Here is a 15,322-nt window from a genome sequence, read left to right as displayed (position 1 = left end):
TTTCTTTCGCCGTACTTACGCCCGCGGACTCAGGAACGTCTAATCGAGCTGTGCGATCGTGTTTCCAGTGGTGGTTTCCGGTGGCGCGAAAGGCGGGACGATGCGGGTTCTGGTGGTCGAGGACGACGTCCGCCTCGCCGAGGTGCTGTCGTCGGGACTCACGGCCGAGGGCTTCGACGTGGACGTGGTCCACGACGGGTTCGACGGCTACTGGCAGGCCCGGGAAGGCGCGCACGACGTGGTCGTGCTCGACGTGCTGCTGCCCTCGATAAGCGGCTACACCGTGGCCAAGCGGCTGCGGGCCGAAGAGGTGTGGACGCCGGTGCTGATGCTCACCGCGAAGGACGGTGAGTACGACGAGGCCGACGGTCTCGACGTCGGTGCCGACGACTACCTCCGCAAGCCGTTCTCGTTCGTGGTGCTGGTGGCGCGGTTGCGGGCGCTGGCCCGGCGCGGGGCGACCCCGCGGCCGCGGCTGCTCAGCCACGGCGGGCTCTCCCTCGACCCGGAGTCCGGCGAGTGCATGGTCAACGGCAAGCAGTTGACGCTGCAGCCGCGTGAGCGCGCGCTGCTGGAGGCGCTGCTGCGCAACCGCAACCGGGTGATGTCGAAGGACCGCCTGCTCAACGCGGTCTGGGGGCTGGACTCGGCCGGGGACACGAACCTGGTCGAGGTGTACGTGTCCTACCTGCGCCGCAAGATCGGCGCGGCCCGCATCGAGACGATCCGCAGCCTCGGTTACCGGCTGGTGGACCCGGATGCTTAGGGTGCGGCCGCGCTCGCTGCGCTTGCGGCTGACCCTGGTGGTCACCCTGGCGGTCGGTCTCGCCCTGACCATCGCCTCGTTCGTGCTGGTCAACAGCATGTCGAACACGTTGTTCGGCGGAATGGCCGAAAGCGCGGCCCGGCAGCTCGACAAGGTGGCCGACGCGGTGGAGCGCGGGCAGCCGCTGCCGCCGGAGGAGCCGTCGTCGGCAACGATGATCCTGGTCGAGGACAAGGACGGGAAGCTGGTCGCGTCGGTGCCGCAGACCGGGATGCAGGCGATCGAACGCCGTCCCGTGTCGGCCGAGCGGTCGCGCGCGACCGGGGCCGTCACCGAAGCCCGCCCGCCAGCCGAGGACTTCGAGATCGTGCCGGCGCGCACGGTCTCCACCCCGCAGGGCGAGGTGCGCACGGTGCGCGCGATCTCGCGGTCGGGGCAGATCACCCAGAGCATCGACCTGGTGGTGAACTCGCTGCTGGTGGCCGCGCCGGTGCTGACCGTTTTTGTCGGCTGGCTGACCTGGTTCGCGGTGGACCGCGCGCTGCGCCCGATCGAGGCGGTGCGGCGGCGCGCCGAGGCGATCAGTCACTCCACTTTGGACGAACGACTGCCCGAGCAGGACACCGGCGACGAGGTCGGCAAGCTGACCAGCACGCTGAACCGGATGCTCGACCGCATCGCGTCGGGCGCGCGGCGGCAGCGCGAGTTCGTCTCGGACGCCTCCCACGAGCTGCGCACACCGCTGGCGGCGATGCGGGCGGAGCTGGAGGTCTCGCTGGCGCACCGGGACAGCGCCGACTGGCGGAACGTGGCGACCCGCCTGCTCGACGACCACCGCCGCCTGGAACGGCTCACCGGCGACCTGCTCACCCTGGCGCGGCTCGACGAGGCCGCGGTCTCGCGTCGAGCGGAAGCCGTGCAATTGGACGAGATCGTCGCGGGAGAGATCACCGCGGTGCGTCACGCGGAGGTCCGCCCGTCACTGACCCCGGTGCGGGTGACCGGTGTGGTGCCCGAGCTGGTGCGCTTGGTGCGGAACCTGCTGGACAACGCGGACAAGCACGCGTCGGGCGTGGTCGCCGTTTCGCTGGCCCTGGACGGCCGGGACGCCGTCTTCACCGTCGACGACGACGGTCCCGGCGTGCCGCCGGACCAGCGGGAGCGCGTGTTCGACCGCTTCTTCCGCGTCGACGGCAGCCGGGACCGCGCCAGCGGCGGTGTCGGCCTCGGCCTGGCACTGGTGCGCCGGATCGCCCGCAGTCACGGCGGCGAGGTCACCGTGACCGAATCCCCGACCTTGGGCGGTGCCCGCTTCGAGGTCCGCGTGCCCGGGGCTGTCAGCGGCAGCGCCAGACGGTCGGCTCGTACCGGCCGCCGTTGAAGGTCCAGCTGTCGCCGGCGATCGTGCCGTCGTCGCTGGAGACGCGGGGGTCGATGCCGCGGGTGGCGGTGTAGCTCAACGTGGATTCGAGGGTGGTGACCCGCCAGACGCCGAATTCGCGCCAGCTTTCGTCGTCCGTGCGGCCGACGATCCGGCCGTCGCGGTTGATGCCCAGCACGTCCTCGCCGCGGGGCACCGCGCGCGGCTGACCGTCGCGGTCCCACACGTAGCCGCTGAACGCGTCATCGGTGGTCACCTGGCCGATGACCCGGCCGTTCGAGATGCCCCGGTTGATCACGTCATAACCGCCCGCCGGCAGGGGAAGCGCCCGCGCCTGGCCCGCTTTCCACAGGTAGGGCACGTCCCAGCCCTCCTTCTCCACGGAGACCAGCACCGTGCCGTCCTCGTCGATTCCGCTGGCATCGGCCGGGGTGTCGGGCAGTCCGGTCAGCACCTCCACCACGCCCGGTCGATCGGCGGGCCAGCGAACGGCGAACCAGCGCGATTCCGTTTCGACGCCGCCGACGATGTCCCCGCTGTCGTTGATGCCGTTCGCCATCGAAGCGATGGTGTTCGGCAGTTCGGCCAAGCGCTCGATCCTGCCGTTCCGCGAGTGAACGGCACTCGGTGTGCCGTCGGATTCCTTGTGCGCCGCGCCGACCACCGTCCCGGCTTTGTTCACGTCGTAGACGCTCACCGAATTCTGGTATTCCGGCGACGACAGGTTTCCGTAGTCGGTCATCTTGCCGTTCTTCCACAGCACGGCGTGGGCGCCTTGCACCGAACCCGCGCCGTAGGAGATGGAACCCGCGTAACCGCCGCCGTGGTCGGTCGCGTCCACGTGCCCGGCGAGCACCCCGGCCGGTAACGGCAGCAGTTCCGGTGTCCACGTGCAGGCCGCCGGTCCGGCGGCGACAGTGGGCGTCAACCCGCCGGCGAATGTTGTCATGAGGGCGGCCGAAAGGGCGAGTACAGCGGTTCTCTTCGTAGTTCTCACAACAGCTGAACGTAGATAGACGTCGAGGACCGCTCACACCCCTTTCGACCCCTGTCGTGGTCCCGCCGGGCAACCGGGGTTGACATCGCGCTCGCCGTTCAGCTCCCGCTCAGCGCGGCTAAGCCCGGTCCAAGGCCCGCTCGGCACAGTGACCCACACAACGACTCCCACAATGAGTGAAGAGAAGGGTACGGCGATGTCCCGCTTGTCGATGGTGGTGCCGGCCGCGTGCCTGGCCCTGTTCCTCACGGCCTGCAGCACACCGGCGCCACCGCAGGCACCCGTCGAGGACGTGTACCTCAAGTACGCCCAGTGCATGCGTGACAACGGGGTCCAGCTGCCCGACCCCGCGGCCGGTGACCCGAGCGCGATGTACGAGGGCGTCGACACCGCGTCCGCCGCCTTCGAGACGGCCGACCGCACGTGCGGCGCGATCCTCGCCAACGTCGTGCAGGAGCGGCAGAAGCAAGATCCCGAGCAGCTCAAGGTCCAGCAGGAGGAACTGCTCGCCCTCGCCAAGTGCCTCCGCGAACAGGGGATCGGCGTACCGGACCCGGTGCCGGGACAGGCGGGCGGCGCTTTCGGCCCCGGCCTCGACCGCACCGATCCCGCCACGGCGAAGGCGCTCAAAACCTGCGCCACGGCCGGAAAGTAAGGACAACAGCCATGAAAAAGCGCACGATCGCCTTCATCGCGGTCCCGGTGGTGGTCGCCGGCGGCCTCACCGCGGTGCTGCTGACCACCGGCCGTCCCGCGCCGCCCGCCGACGCGGGGCAGCCCGCGGTCAACACCGCCAGTGTCTCGGTCCGCGACCTCAGCCGGACCGAGACGATGAACGGGGTGATCGCCTACCGCGACGAGCGCGATCTGACCTCCTCGAAGGGCGGCATCGTGACCATGCTGCCCGGGGTCGGCGACACGGTGAAGTCCGGCGGGGTGCTGATGCGCGTGGACGAGCGGCCGGTGGTCCTGTTCAACGGCACCATTCCCGCCTACCGCGACCTCGGCCCCGGCATCACCGACGGCCCCGACGTGGCGCAGCTCGAGGAGACCCTGGTGAGCCTCGGCTACGGCAAGAAGTCGAGCACCTATCCCGACGCCCACTGGAACTCGGTGACCACCACCGCGCTGAAGAAGTACCAGGAGGACGTCGGCGCGGTGATCGACGGCATCGCCTCACTCGGCGAGATCAGCTTCACCCCCGGCGACATCCGGATCGCCAAGCGCACCACCACGGTCGGCGCGCCGGTGGTGCCCGGCCAGGCGGTGCTCACCGTCTCCGGCACCGAACGGCTGGTCACCGTGGACCTCGATCCGGCGGACCGCGAACTGGTGGCGGTCGGTGCCGCGGTGAAGGTGGAACCGCCGAACGGCGAGAAGGTCGACGGCACCATCGAGGAGGTCGGTACCGCGCTGGAAGCGGGCGCCGACGGCAAGCAGGTCTACAAGCTCAAGGTGAAGCTGGCCGATGCCACCGCCGGGGACAACGTCGCGCTGGCACCGGTGACCGTGCGCTACACCACCGTCGTCGCGCAGCAGGCGCTGACCGTGCCGGTGGCCGCGGTGGTCGGGGTGCCCGGCGGTGGTTACGCCGTCGACGTGCTGCCGCCGCAGGGGGGCGCGGCCGTCCGCACGCCGGTCGAACTCGGTGCCTGGGGCGACGGATTTGTCGTGGTGACCGGTGGCGTGCAGGCCGGCGACAAGGTGGAGGTGCCGAAATGACCAGGCCCGTGCTGGAGATCACCGACGCGGTCCGCGAGTATCCCGGCGTCCCGCCGGTGCGCGCGCTCGACGGCGTCAACCTGACCGTGATGCCGGGTGAGTGGGTGGCGATCGTCGGGCCGTCCGGCTCCGGCAAGTCGACCCTGCTGAACCTGATGGGCGCACTGGACAAGCCGACCTCGGGCTCGGTGCGGATCGACGGGCACGAGGTCGGCAAGCTCAACGACGAGAAGCTTTCCGCGCTGCGCGGCCGTTCGCTCGGTTTTGTCTTCCAGTCCTTCCACCTGCTGCAGAGCCTGAGCGCGCTGGACAACGTGGGCACCGCGCTGATGTACCGCGGGATCCCGGCAGGCGAACGCCGTCAGCGCGCGGAGTCGGCACTGACCAGGGTCGGCCTCGGGCACCGCCTCGAGCACCGCCCGGCGCAGCTCTCCGGTGGCGAGAGCCAGCGCGTGGCGATCGCTCGGGCGCTGGTCGGCGACCCGGCGCTGGTGCTGGCCGACGAACCGACCGGGAACCTGGATTCCCGCAACGGCGAAGAGATCATGCGGTTGTTCGGGGAACTGCACGCCGACGGCGCGACGCTGGTGCTGATCACGCACGACGACGAGATCGCCCGGAGCGCCCCACGCCGGGTGCACATCCGCGACGGACAGATAGTCCAAGGGGCGCTGGTATGACCATCACCGAGGACAAGCCACCGCGGCTGGAGAAGTCCGTGCTGCGCTTCCGCGACGCGATCGCGCTGGGCAGGCTGGGCGTGCTCGGCCGCCGTGGCCGCGCGATGCTGACCGCGGTGGGCATCTCGATCGGCATCGCCGCGATCGTCGCGGTGGTCGGTATTTCCGCTTCTTCGCAGGCGAACCTGTTGCAGGTGCTGGACGACCTCGGCACCAACTACCTGACGGTGAAGCCGGGCCAGTCGTTCAGCAGTGACGAAGAGGCGCAGCTGCCGGCCGAAGCGGGCGGGCGTCTGTCCATTCTGGACCAGGTGCAGGCGGTGTCCACGGTGGCGCAGCTCGACGTCACCGTGCGGCGCACCGACCAGATGCCCGAGACGGACACGCGTGGCGTGGTCGTGCTGGCCGCCGAAGCCGATCTTCTGTCCACATTGAACGGAAAGCTGGCGTCGGGCCGCTGGCTCGACGCGGGACTCTCCGGTTATCCGACCGTGGTCCTCGGCACCACCGCCGCGCAACGCCACGGCGTGGACATCAGCGAGGGCGGGCAGCTGGTCTGGCTCGGTGAGCAGTGGTTCGCCGTGGTGGGCATCCTGCAGCCGATGCCACTGGCGCCCGAACTGGACAGCGCGGCGCTCATCGGCACCGACATCGCGACCCAGAAGTTCGGCTACCAGGGCTCGCCGACCACCGTCTACGTGCGGGCAAATCCGGACGACATCAACGCGGTCCGCGACGTGGCGGGCGCGACGGCGAATCCGGAGAGCCCGCAGGAGGTGGAGGTGACCCGGCCGTCGGACGCGCTGGAGGCGCGGGCCGCCGCGGACACCGCGTTCACCACCCTGCTGCTCGGCCTCGGCGGGGTCGCGCTGCTCGTCGGCGGGGTCGGCATCGCCAACGTCATGGTCATCTCCGTGCTGGAACGCCGGAACGAGATCGGCGTGCGGCGCGCGCTGGGCGCCACCCGGCGGCACGTGCGTTCCCAGTTCCTCGTCGAAGCACTGGTACAGGCCGGTCTCGGCGGATTCGCCGGGGTGTTGCTCGGTGCGGGCGTGACGATCGTCTACGCGCTCGTGATGGGGTGGCCGATCGTGCTGCCCGTGGCCGGTCTCGCCGGTGGTGTGCTGGCCGCGTTGCTGGTCGGCGGCCTGGCCGGGCTGTACCCGGCGAGCCGCGCGGCCCGGCTCGAACCGGCGGAGGCGGTACGCCCGGCCTAGGCACAGAGCCTTGAGCCGTTCAGCGGATTCCAAGGCGCGTTAAGGCCGGTCCAAGGCGCGATCGGCACAGTTCTTACCGAAACCCAGAAGTCCCATGGAGGTGGACGGTCATGTCGAAGCGGTTGATCAAGGGCGGCGTGCCGGTGCTGGCCCTGCTGTTCGCGTTGACCGCCTGTGGCGGCAACGAACCGGCGCAGCCGACGCAGAACACCCAGGCGCAGGACAGCCTGCTGCAGTACGCCCAGTGCATGCGCGACAACGGCGTGCAGCTGGCGGACCCGCAGCCCGGCAGCCCCGGCGCGATGTACGAGGGGGTGGACAAGGACTCCGCGGCGTTCGTCGCGGCGAACAAGACCTGCGGCCACTTCCTCGACGGGGTGGTGCAGGAGCGCCAGAACCAGGATTCCGGTGACCAGGCGCAGCAGGACGAGGAGATGCTCGCGCTGGCGAAGTGCCTGCGGGAGAAGGGCATCAACGTGCCGGACCCGGTGCCGGGCTCGGACACCCCGTTCGGCGACAAGCTGGACCGGACCGATCCGGCCACGTCCAAGGCGCTCAAGGAGTGCCAGCAGTCGGCCGCGCCCTCGCAGGGGTGAGGTCGTGAAGCCGAAGATCGCGGTGCCCGTGGCGCTCGGCTTGGTGGCCGTCGCCGGCGCCGCGGTCTGGTTCGTGGCGGACAGCGGCGCCGAACCGGCCCCCCTTGCCGGTTCGGCGCCCACCGCGGACGTCGCGGTCCGCGACCTGACCCGCACGGAGAAGCTGAGCGGTACGGTCGCCTACCAGGACATGCGCGACCTCTCCGCGGCGCAGAGCGGCATCATCACCCAGCTGCCGACCCCGGGCACCGATCTGGTCAGCGGGGACGTGCTGATGCGGATCAACGACAAGCCGGTGGTGCTGCTGAACGGTGTGGTGCCCGCGTGGCGGGACCTGAAGTCCGGGGTGACCGACGGACCGGACGTGCACCAGCTGGAGTCCGCGTTGCTGGCGCTGGGATTCGGCAAGCCGAGCGCGACCTATCCCGACGACGACTGGAGCCAGAAGACCACCGACGCGGTCAAGCAGCTCCAGAAGAAGATCGGCGCCGAGGACGACGGTGTGCTCTCGCTCGGCGAAGTCGTGTTCACCGAGGGGAACGTGCACATCGCCAAGCTCAACGCGCACGAGGGCGGGATGACTTCGCCGTCGGCGCCGGTGCTCACCGTGCAGAGCACGGACCGGGTGGTCAGCGTCGACCTCGACCCGCTCGACCGCGACCTGATCGAGGTCGGCAAGCCGGTCCAGGTCGAACTGCCCAGCGGGGACAAGGCGGCGGGCAAGGTCGAGTCGGTCAGCACCACGCTGGAGTCGAACTCCGACGGCAAGGGCGTTTTCAAGGTCACCATCTCGCTCGACTCGCCGGACCAGGTGAGCGGGCTGGCGCTGGCCCCGGTGACCGTGCACTACGTGGCGACCGTGGCGCAGCAGGCGCTTTCGGTGCCGGTGTCCTCGGTGATCGGCCTGCCCGGCGGCGGGAACGCGGTGGTGGTGGTCGGGCCGGACGGCACCACGAAGCAGGTTCCGGTGAAGCTGGGTGAATGGGGTGACGGCTTCGTGCAGGTCACCGGGGATCTCCCGGCCGGTACCAAGGTCGAGGTTCCGCTCTGACCCCGCGGGCGCGGGGTCAGAGCGGCTTCCTCAGTGGCTTTCCCAGTGGCTTCCTCAGGTGGTGGGCGGATCCCATTCCCAGTGCTCGACGAGGTCCTTGCACATGAAGACCTGGCCGTCGAGATCGGCCTGGCCGGTGACCTTGAACATGCGGCTGCCGACCATGCCGGCGTAGCGCCCGCTGACACCGTCGGCCCACATCGCGTGCCATTCGTAGACGTTGCTCAGCGTCAGGTTGTAGACGCCGGAAGTGCGGATGGTTCCGTCGCGGAAGGTGATCGTCTGCTGCACGAACTTCAGCCCGATGTCGTTCGCCGGATCCTTGAAGGGCGTGTACGAATAACCCTTCGAAATGGCGACCAGCCTGCCGTCCTTGCGGAACTCGGACTTGTAGTGCATCGACGATCCGGCACCCGGTGGCCATTCACCGCCGTCGCCCGGTGCCGGCCCGTACTCCTCGGTCAGTTCCTCGCGCAGGCCGACGTGCACCTCGCAGTCGTTCGGGGGGACCGGGCTGTCGGCTGGGTCCTTGGGTGGCTCGGTCGCCTCGAGCGCGGCCAGCGCGTTGGCCTGCTTCTCCGCCAGCGTTTCCTCGGCCTTCGGCTTCTTCGGGTTCCAGTCCCAGTTCTCCTGGAGTCCGCCGCACATGTACAGCCCCGCGTTCAGGCTCAGCCCCAGTTGCGTGATCTGGAAGGTGCGGGCGCCGACCATGCCCACGTACCGGCCGCTGACGCCTTCCGCGGAGATGTAGTTCCACTCGTTGTAGTTGTTCGGCGTGACGCTGTAGACGCCGGTGGTCCGGATGACCCCGTCGGCGAGCGTGATGGTTTCCTGCGCGTACTGCAGGATCACGTCCTCTTTGTCGTCCCGGTAGGGCACGTAGGAATAGCCGTGCGAGGTGGCCACCCAGTTGCCTGCCTGGTCCCGCAGCTCGGCCTTGAAGTAGACCTGGTGGCCCACCTGCAGTCTGCTGCCGACCGGCGGATTGGTCGGATCGGGGAAAATCGGGTACTTCTGCACGATCAGTTCGGTCAGGTTGTGGTGGTTGACGCAGTCGTGCGGCACCCCGGTGGTCCCGGCGGAGTCGGCGGCGCCCGCCGTCGCCGGAACGGCCAGCGCGACCAGGAAGAACGCGCTCGCGACCAGGGCGATCCGGCTTCTGCGCCGGCGCGCCTTCTTGCGGAAAATGTGCATGGTTCTCCTTTCGGCGGGTCGAGGCTAGGAGCGCCCGCTAAACCGTGCCTTAGGCCGGAATATTCCGCCCCGGTCCGTCCATAGGGGAGTAACAGGGGGCTTGGGCACCCCGCCCGACGCTGGCATGGTCTAGCGAGCCCGCACGCGATCCGCGTGAGAGAAGAGGGAGACCATGACCCGATCCAGAACGGCTCGATGGCGCCCGGTCGGCTGGGCGATACCCGTGGTGTGCGCGCTGGCGGTGGCGGTGCTCGCGCCCGCGCCGGCGGTGAGCACCCCCGGTTTCGCCGGTTCGGACTGGCCGACGTGGACCAAGGACGCCAGGGGGAGCAGGCACAACGCCGACGAACGGCGGATCAACCAGTTCACTGTGGACGATCTGTCGGTGAAGTGGGCGCACGCCTTCCCGCGTACCGGCTCGACCCTGCGCAGCCAGCCCGCGGTGGTCGGCGGCCGGATGTACTTCGGCGGCCCCGACGGGCTTTTCTACGCGCTGGACTCGAAAACCGGTGCGACACTGTGGACATTCAACCTGAGCACGGTCGATCCGGAGGTGGGCGCGGCCAAGATGGTGCGCGACAGTCCGTCCGTCGCGAATGGACGAGTCTACTTCGGAGACGGTCGCGGTTACCTGTACGCGCTGAACCAGCACACCGGCGCACTGGAATGGTCGCAGCGGCTCGACCCGAACCCGGCCGCGCGGCTGACGAGTTCGCCGATCCACTTCGACGGCCGGGTGTACGTCGGTGTCGCGAGCGCGGAAAACACCGGTGGAATGGACTACGCGTGCTGCACCTTCCGCGGTCACGTGGACGCGCTCGACGCCCAGACCGGTGAGCTGGTTTGGCGCTACTACACGGTTCCCGAGCCCAAGGCGGTCGGCACCTGGCCCAGTGGCGCGATCCACTGGTCGCCGTCCGGCGCCGGGGTGTGGAGCTCACCGGTGATCGACCCGGCCACGCGCACGCTCTACGTCGGCACCGGGCAGAACTACACCGGCACCGAAGGCGACTCGGACTCCGTGCTCGCGCTGGACGTCGGAACCGGGGCCGTGCGGTGGAAGAACCAGCTGACCCATCCGGACACCTGGCGCGTGCTGTGCGCCGATCCGAAGGCGCCACCGGGTTACTGCCCCGGTCTGGAGGACGGGACCGCGCTGGACTTCGACATCGGCACCGCGCCCAACGTGTTCACCGTCAAGGGCCGCACCTACGTCGGCGTCGGGCAGAAGAGCGGTGTGTACCACGTGCTCGACACCCGAACCGGCGAAATCGTCTGGCAGCGGCAGCTTTCCTCCGGTGACACCACCTATTCCGAGTCGGGCATCCAGTGGGGCGCGAGCTACGACGGTGAACGCCTCTACGTGGCCACGAACCAGGGCAACCCGGGTGCGCTGCACGCGCTCGACCCGGAAACCGGTGCCCTGCTGTGGAAAACGCCGAACCCGGCGGACGGCTGCTCGTGGGGTGGCGCCGCGCTCGCGCCGGCCAGCTGCCTGCTGGCGCACGCGCCCGCGGTGAGCAGCAGCCCCGGGGTGGTCTACGAAGGCAGCTCCGACGGCAAGATCCGGGCGTACCGCGCCCGTGACGGCAAGGTGCTCTGGCAGTTCGACACGATCCAGGACTTCCAGGGCGTGAACGGGCTCGTCGGCCGTGGTGGCGGGCTGGCCGCGGCCGGTGGCGCGGTGGTGGCCGACGGCATGCTCTACGTCATGTCCGGGTTCCGTCCGCTCTATCCGAGCGACAAGGGATTCGTGTTGCTGGCCTTCGGGAAGTGACGTGAAAAAGGCGGTGAGCGCCGTTGCTCACCGCCTCCACCCGCCCCCGGCTATTCGGCGACGTAGGTCCGCCCGGTCCATTCGAAGACCCGCAGCCGGCGGCCGGCGTGCAGTTCGGTCTCCCCGGTCGGGCGGAAATGCTCGTAACGATTCCCGTTCGCCAGTTTCAGCGGGCGTTCCTGGTCGTGCACTCGGTGGAAGCGCGGGTTTCCGCCAGGTAACGCGAGCGGGCCGCCCCGCAGCACCACATTGGGCCCGATATCACTCATGGCACCGTCCTTTCCCCGGATGGTTTCGCTGGGTGACCAGGTCATCGTCCGGAGGACGGCTAAAGCTGTGCTTTCGGCCGCCTTGTCCTTCGCACGCGGGTGTGCTCAGGGGAGTGCCGGTCGGCGGGTAGGGGCGCTTTCACGGGCCGGTTAGGGGCTTGGGTGAACCTTCGAACAGTGGCAAAGTCGGCCTTACCGGCAACGATAAGGACCCGGTCGGGGGAAAGACGAGTCACCGGAGGGCAAGTTGCGATACGAGATCCTGGGCAGACTCAGAGTGGTCGACGAAGCAGGCTCCACCTCGCTGACCGCGCGCAAGATGGAAACGCTGCTGGCCGTGCTGCTCGGCCGGGCGGACCAGGTGGTGACCACCGATCAGCTCATCGCGGAGATCTGGGGGGACCGTCCGCCGCAGCGCGTGAACGCCGCACTGCACGTCTACATTTCCCAGTTGCGAAAGTTTCTGGACCGGCCGGGGCGGCAGGCCAGTCCGATCGTCACCCGCCCGCAGGGGTATCTGCTGCACCTCGGCGAGGACAGCCTGGACGTCAACGACTTCCAGTTGCTGGTGAACCGCGGCCGGGAGGCGGCGCAGCGCGGACGGCACGAGGAAGCGGTGGCGCAGTTCGAGGCGGCACTGGCGCTGTGGCGCGGCCGCGCGCTCAACGACGTGCAGGACGGCCCGATCCTCTACTGGTACGTGACCTGGCTGGAGGAAGCCCGGCTGGAATGCGTGGAAATGCTCAACGACGCGTACCTGATGCTGAGCAGGCACCGCGAGGTGGTCGGCAGGCTGTACGTGCTGACCGGCGAGCACCCGCTGCGAGAGTCGTTCTACCGGCAGCTGATGCTGGCGCTGTTCCGCTCGGAGCGGCAGGCCGACGCGCTGAAGGTCTACCAGCACGCGCGCGAACGGCTCAACGCCGAGCTGGGGCTCGAGCCGTGCCGTCCCTTGCGTGAACTCCAGGGCGCCATCCTGCGCGGCGACGAGCTGCTCAAGCACACCGTCGCTTGACTCCTAAGTGGACAGTGCGTCGAGCAGGCGGTCCACGTCGTCGGTGTTGTTGTAGTGGATGACGCTCGCGCGGACCGCGCTGCCGGAGGACCGGATGCCGAGCGCGCCGGTGAGTTCCCAGGCGTAGTTGTGCCCGTTCCACACGTTGACGCGGGCGGCGGCCAGCAGTTCCGCGGTCTCACGCGGGGTCTGCCCTTCGACGGTGAAGTAGGCCACCGCGGTGCGCCGCGCCGGTGCGCCGTACAGCGTGACGCCGGGGATCCGGCCGAGGCCGTCGAGCAGCCTGGTGAACAGCTCTTGTTCGTGGGCTTCCGCGTCGGCCATCGAGAGGAGAAGCCGTTCGCGGCGGGTGCCCGTGGTGGCGGTGAGCCCGGCGAGGTGCTCGACCGCCGCGGTCACCCCCGCGAGATCGGCGAACGGCAGGGTGCCGGTTTCGAAGCGGTTGGGCACCTCGTCACCGGACGAGGCCAGCTTGTCGGGGCGCAGGGTGTCCAGCAGGGCCGGATCGGCGACCACCGCGCCGATGTGCGGCCCGCACCACTTGTAGGCGCTGGTGGCGTAGAAGTCGGCACCGAGCGCGGCCCGGTCGGTGGGGCCGTGCGGGGTGGCGTGCACACCGTCGACGTAGGTGAGCGCGCCGGCCGCGTGCGCGGCGGCGGTGATCGAGGCGACGTCCGGACGGGTGCCGAGCACGTTGCTCGCCGCGGTGACGGCGACCACGCGAGTGCGTTCGGAGAGCAGATCGTCGAACTGCCCGGCGGGCAGCTCGCCCGCGGCGTCGACTCGCGCCCACTTCACCGAGGCACCGGCCCTGGCGGCGGCCTGCACCCACGGGCGGACGTTGGCGTCGTGGTCGAGTCGGGTCACCACGACCTCGTCGCCGGGCTGCCAGTCCGCCGCCAGCGTGTTGGCCAGGCGGTAGGTGAGCGTGGTCATGTTGGGGCCGAGGATGACGCCTCGTGGGTCACCGCCGACCAGGTCGGCCACGGCCGAGCGGGCGTTCGCGACGATCTCGTCGGCGCGGTGGCTGGCGGGGAAGGCGCCGCCGACGTTGCCGATGCCGCGGCGGTAGGTGTCCGCGATCGCTTCGATCACCGACGCGGGGACCTGCGTCCCGGCGGCACCGTCGAGGTAGGCGTAACCGTCTTGGAGCGCGGGGAAGGCGTCGCGGGCGTTCATGCCAGCGCCTGGTAGGCCGAGGTCCAGAAGTCCTGGTAGGGCTTGCTCAGCAGCGGGAAGTCGGCGCGCTGGGTGAGCAGGACCCCGACGAGGTCCTCGTCGGGATCGGTGGCCCACGAGGTGCCGAGCCCGCCGTCCCAGCCGAAGCGGCCGGGGGTTTCGTAGATGCTGTCGCGGCGCGTGGTGACCGCGACGCCGAAGCCCCAGCCGCGGTTGTCGAAGTAGCCGGGGTAGAAGCCGGACACGGCTTTCTGTTCCGGGGTCAGGTGGTCGGCGGTCATCGTGGTGATGGTGGCGCGGGAGAGCACGTCCGACGCGGGGTCGAGGAACAGGCGTCCGAAGGCGAGAACGTCCTCGGCCGTCGAAACGAGTCCGGCCGCCGCGGACGGGAACACCGGCGGCCTGCTCCACGCGCCCTCGACCTCGTCGTAGACGTTCAGCTCGCCGGTCTGCTGGTCGGGCATGTAGGAGACGGTGAAGCGGTCGAGCTTGTCCGCGGGCACGCTGAACGCGGTGTCGGTCATGCCGAGCGGGGTGAAGACGCGGTCGGTGAGAAAGCTTTCGAGGTCCTGGCCGGAGGCCCGGATGAGCAGGGCGCCGAGGATCTCGGAGCCGGTGTTGTAGAGCCAGCGGGTGCCCGGCTGGTGCATCAGGGGAAGTTCGCCGAGCTTGGCCAGCCATTGGTCCGCGGTCAGCGTGGTTTTCGGCAGTGGCGGGCCGAACGGGTTCAGCTCGGCGGCGGCTTCCTGGATGGGGTGCACTTCCGGGGAGAAGGGCAGCATGCCGAAGCCGTTGCGGAAGGTGAGCAGGTCGCGCAGGGTGATCTCCCGCTCGGCGGGAACCGTGTCGTCGAGCGGCCCGGCAGGATCGCGGAGCACCTTCGGGTTCGCCAGCTCGGGCAGCCATTCGGTGAGCGGCTCGTCGAGGCGGAGCACGCACTCCTCGACCAGCACCATCGCGCCGACCGCGACGATCGGCTTGGTCATCGAGCTGATCCGGAAGATCGAGTCGCGGCGGACGGCCTCACCGGCCACGTCGATGTGCGTCTCGCCCCGGCTGCTCAACGCCGTCACCGCGCCGGGAATCAGCCCCGAGTCCACGTGACGGGCGAGAGCGTGGTGGAGCCGATCGAGACGGTGACGCACGAATCTGCTCATGCTGCCGAGCTTAGGGCTCCCCACCCGCGTCGCCAAGATCGCCGGAAGCGCAAATCGGGCGGGCCGGGGCGGTCCCGGTTAGCGTTTGCGGATGGGTGACAAGCGGGGAGTCAGTCGTGGCGCGGTGGCCGGGCCGGAGCAGCCGAAGAGCCTCCGGCTCGCGTTCGGCTTGTGGGTGGCGGTCGGCATTCCGCTGGTCGTCGTGCTCGTCGGGGTGGTGATCCTGTTCGCGGCGGCGAACCTCCGCGCCGGCTACCGGGGCGCGCGCATCTGGCTGACCGCGTTCGGGATCGCCGCCGCCGTGCAGTTCGTCGTCGCGAT

The 15,322-nt window shown here is 69.7% G+C and carries 16 protein-coding genes (1 of these 16 running past the window's edge); 11 read left to right on the top strand and 5 right to left on the bottom strand.

Annotated features, from left to right (window positions below; genetic code table 11):
* Nucleotides 1–100: 100 nt before the first annotated feature.
* Together YIM_RS40235 and YIM_RS40230 are read left to right on the top strand one after the other, a co-directional pair.
* The gene (locus tag YIM_RS40235; protein ID WP_153035353.1) at nt 101–766 is read left to right on the top strand and encodes a response regulator transcription factor; all 666 of its coding nucleotides are present in this window, start codon (nt 101–103) and stop codon (nt 764–766) included.
* A complete protein-coding gene (locus tag YIM_RS40230; RefSeq protein ID WP_228004318.1) occupies nt 759–2,147 on the top strand; it encodes a cell wall metabolism sensor histidine kinase WalK in 1,389 nt (462 codons plus the stop codon). The genes YIM_RS40235 and YIM_RS40230 overlap by 8 nt, the downstream gene beginning before the upstream one ends.
* Here the strand turns inward: YIM_RS40230 and YIM_RS40225 are convergent.
* Complete coding sequence (locus tag YIM_RS40225; protein WP_153035352.1) at nt 2,104–3,096, bottom strand: hypothetical protein; 993 nt, start codon at nt 3,094–3,096, stop codon at nt 2,104–2,106. The genes YIM_RS40230 and YIM_RS40225 overlap by 44 nt on opposite strands.
* A gap of 220 nt (nt 3,097–3,316) precedes the next feature.
* Between YIM_RS40225 and YIM_RS40220 the strand changes: the two genes are divergently transcribed.
* The 6 genes from YIM_RS40220 to YIM_RS40195 all read left to right on the top strand — a co-directional run bounded on the left by YIM_RS40220 (nt 3,317) and on the right by YIM_RS40195 (nt 8,410).
* A complete protein-coding gene (locus YIM_RS40220) occupies nt 3,317–3,799 on the top strand; it encodes a hypothetical protein (protein ID WP_153035351.1) in 483 nt (160 codons plus the stop codon).
* Between the two features lie 11 nt (nt 3,800–3,810).
* Nucleotides 3,811–4,866, top strand: a complete 1,056-nt coding sequence (locus tag YIM_RS40215; protein WP_153035350.1) for an HlyD family efflux transporter periplasmic adaptor subunit — start codon at nt 3,811–3,813, stop codon at nt 4,864–4,866.
* Entirely contained in the window at nt 4,863–5,546 is a 684-nt protein-coding gene (locus YIM_RS40210; RefSeq protein WP_153035349.1) for an ABC transporter ATP-binding protein, read from the top strand. Before YIM_RS40215 ends, YIM_RS40210 begins: the two co-directional genes overlap by 4 nt.
* Nucleotides 5,543–6,763 (top strand): ABC transporter permease, encoded by a 1,221-nt coding sequence (locus YIM_RS40205; protein ID WP_153035348.1) that lies wholly within the window; start codon nt 5,543–5,545, stop codon nt 6,761–6,763. Before YIM_RS40210 ends, YIM_RS40205 begins: the two co-directional genes overlap by 4 nt.
* A gap of 110 nt (nt 6,764–6,873) precedes the next feature.
* Nucleotides 6,874–7,359: a hypothetical protein gene (locus YIM_RS40200; protein ID WP_153035347.1), complete on the top strand. Its 486-nt coding sequence runs from the start codon at nt 6,874–6,876 to the stop codon at nt 7,357–7,359.
* A gap of 4 nt (nt 7,360–7,363) precedes the next feature.
* The gene (locus tag YIM_RS40195) at nt 7,364–8,410 is read left to right on the top strand and encodes an efflux RND transporter periplasmic adaptor subunit (RefSeq protein ID WP_153035346.1); all 1,047 of its coding nucleotides are present in this window, start codon (nt 7,364–7,366) and stop codon (nt 8,408–8,410) included.
* A 54-nt stretch (nt 8,411–8,464) separates the two neighbouring features.
* Here the strand turns inward: YIM_RS40195 and YIM_RS40190 are convergent, their stop codons facing one another.
* The gene (locus YIM_RS40190) at nt 8,465–9,604 is read right to left on the bottom strand and encodes a hypothetical protein (RefSeq protein ID WP_153035345.1); all 1,140 of its coding nucleotides are present in this window, start codon (nt 9,602–9,604) and stop codon (nt 8,465–8,467) included.
* A 172-nt stretch (nt 9,605–9,776) separates the two neighbouring features.
* Here YIM_RS40190 and YIM_RS40185 point away from each other — a divergent pair, with 172 nt between their 5' ends.
* A complete protein-coding gene (locus YIM_RS40185; RefSeq protein ID WP_153035344.1) occupies nt 9,777–11,381 on the top strand; it encodes a PQQ-binding-like beta-propeller repeat protein in 1,605 nt (534 codons plus the stop codon).
* Between the two features lie 50 nt (nt 11,382–11,431).
* Here the strand turns inward: YIM_RS40185 and YIM_RS40180 are convergent, their stop codons facing one another.
* Complete coding sequence (locus YIM_RS40180) at nt 11,432–11,650, bottom strand: DUF5988 family protein (protein WP_153035343.1); 219 nt, start codon at nt 11,648–11,650, stop codon at nt 11,432–11,434.
* A gap of 277 nt (nt 11,651–11,927) precedes the next feature.
* Here YIM_RS40180 and YIM_RS40175 point away from each other — a divergent pair, with 277 nt between their 5' ends.
* Nucleotides 11,928–12,665, top strand: coding sequence for an AfsR/SARP family transcriptional regulator (locus YIM_RS40175; protein WP_228004317.1), 738 nt, complete (start codon nt 11,928–11,930; stop codon nt 12,663–12,665).
* A 3-nt stretch (nt 12,666–12,668) separates the two neighbouring features.
* On the opposite strand, the gene YIM_RS40170 is transcribed toward YIM_RS40175, so the two are convergent.
* Both YIM_RS40170 and YIM_RS40165 read right to left on the bottom strand, forming a co-directional pair.
* Nucleotides 12,669–13,844: a cysteine desulfurase-like protein gene (locus YIM_RS40170; protein WP_153035341.1), complete on the bottom strand. Its 1,176-nt coding sequence runs from the start codon at nt 13,842–13,844 to the stop codon at nt 12,669–12,671.
* A complete protein-coding gene (locus YIM_RS40165; RefSeq protein WP_153035340.1) occupies nt 13,841–15,001 on the bottom strand; it encodes a serine hydrolase in 1,161 nt (386 codons plus the stop codon). The genes YIM_RS40170 and YIM_RS40165 overlap by 4 nt, the downstream gene beginning before the upstream one ends.
* Before the next feature lie 91 nt (nt 15,002–15,092).
* Here YIM_RS40165 and YIM_RS40160 point away from each other — a divergent pair, with 91 nt between their 5' ends.
* On the top strand, nt 15,093–15,322 hold the 5' portion of the coding sequence (locus tag YIM_RS40160) for a hypothetical protein (RefSeq protein WP_153035339.1). Its footprint extends 142 nt past the window's final position; the window shows 230 of its 372 coding nt (coding positions 1–230); the start codon lies at nt 15,093–15,095; its stop codon lies off the right edge, out of view.

This window comes from Amycolatopsis sp. YIM 10 (assembly GCF_009429145.1).
Lineage (GTDB): Bacteria > Actinomycetota > Actinomycetes > Mycobacteriales > Pseudonocardiaceae > Amycolatopsis.
Note: the sequence above shows the minus strand (reverse complement) of the source record. Positions and strands in the feature narration are given on the sequence as shown.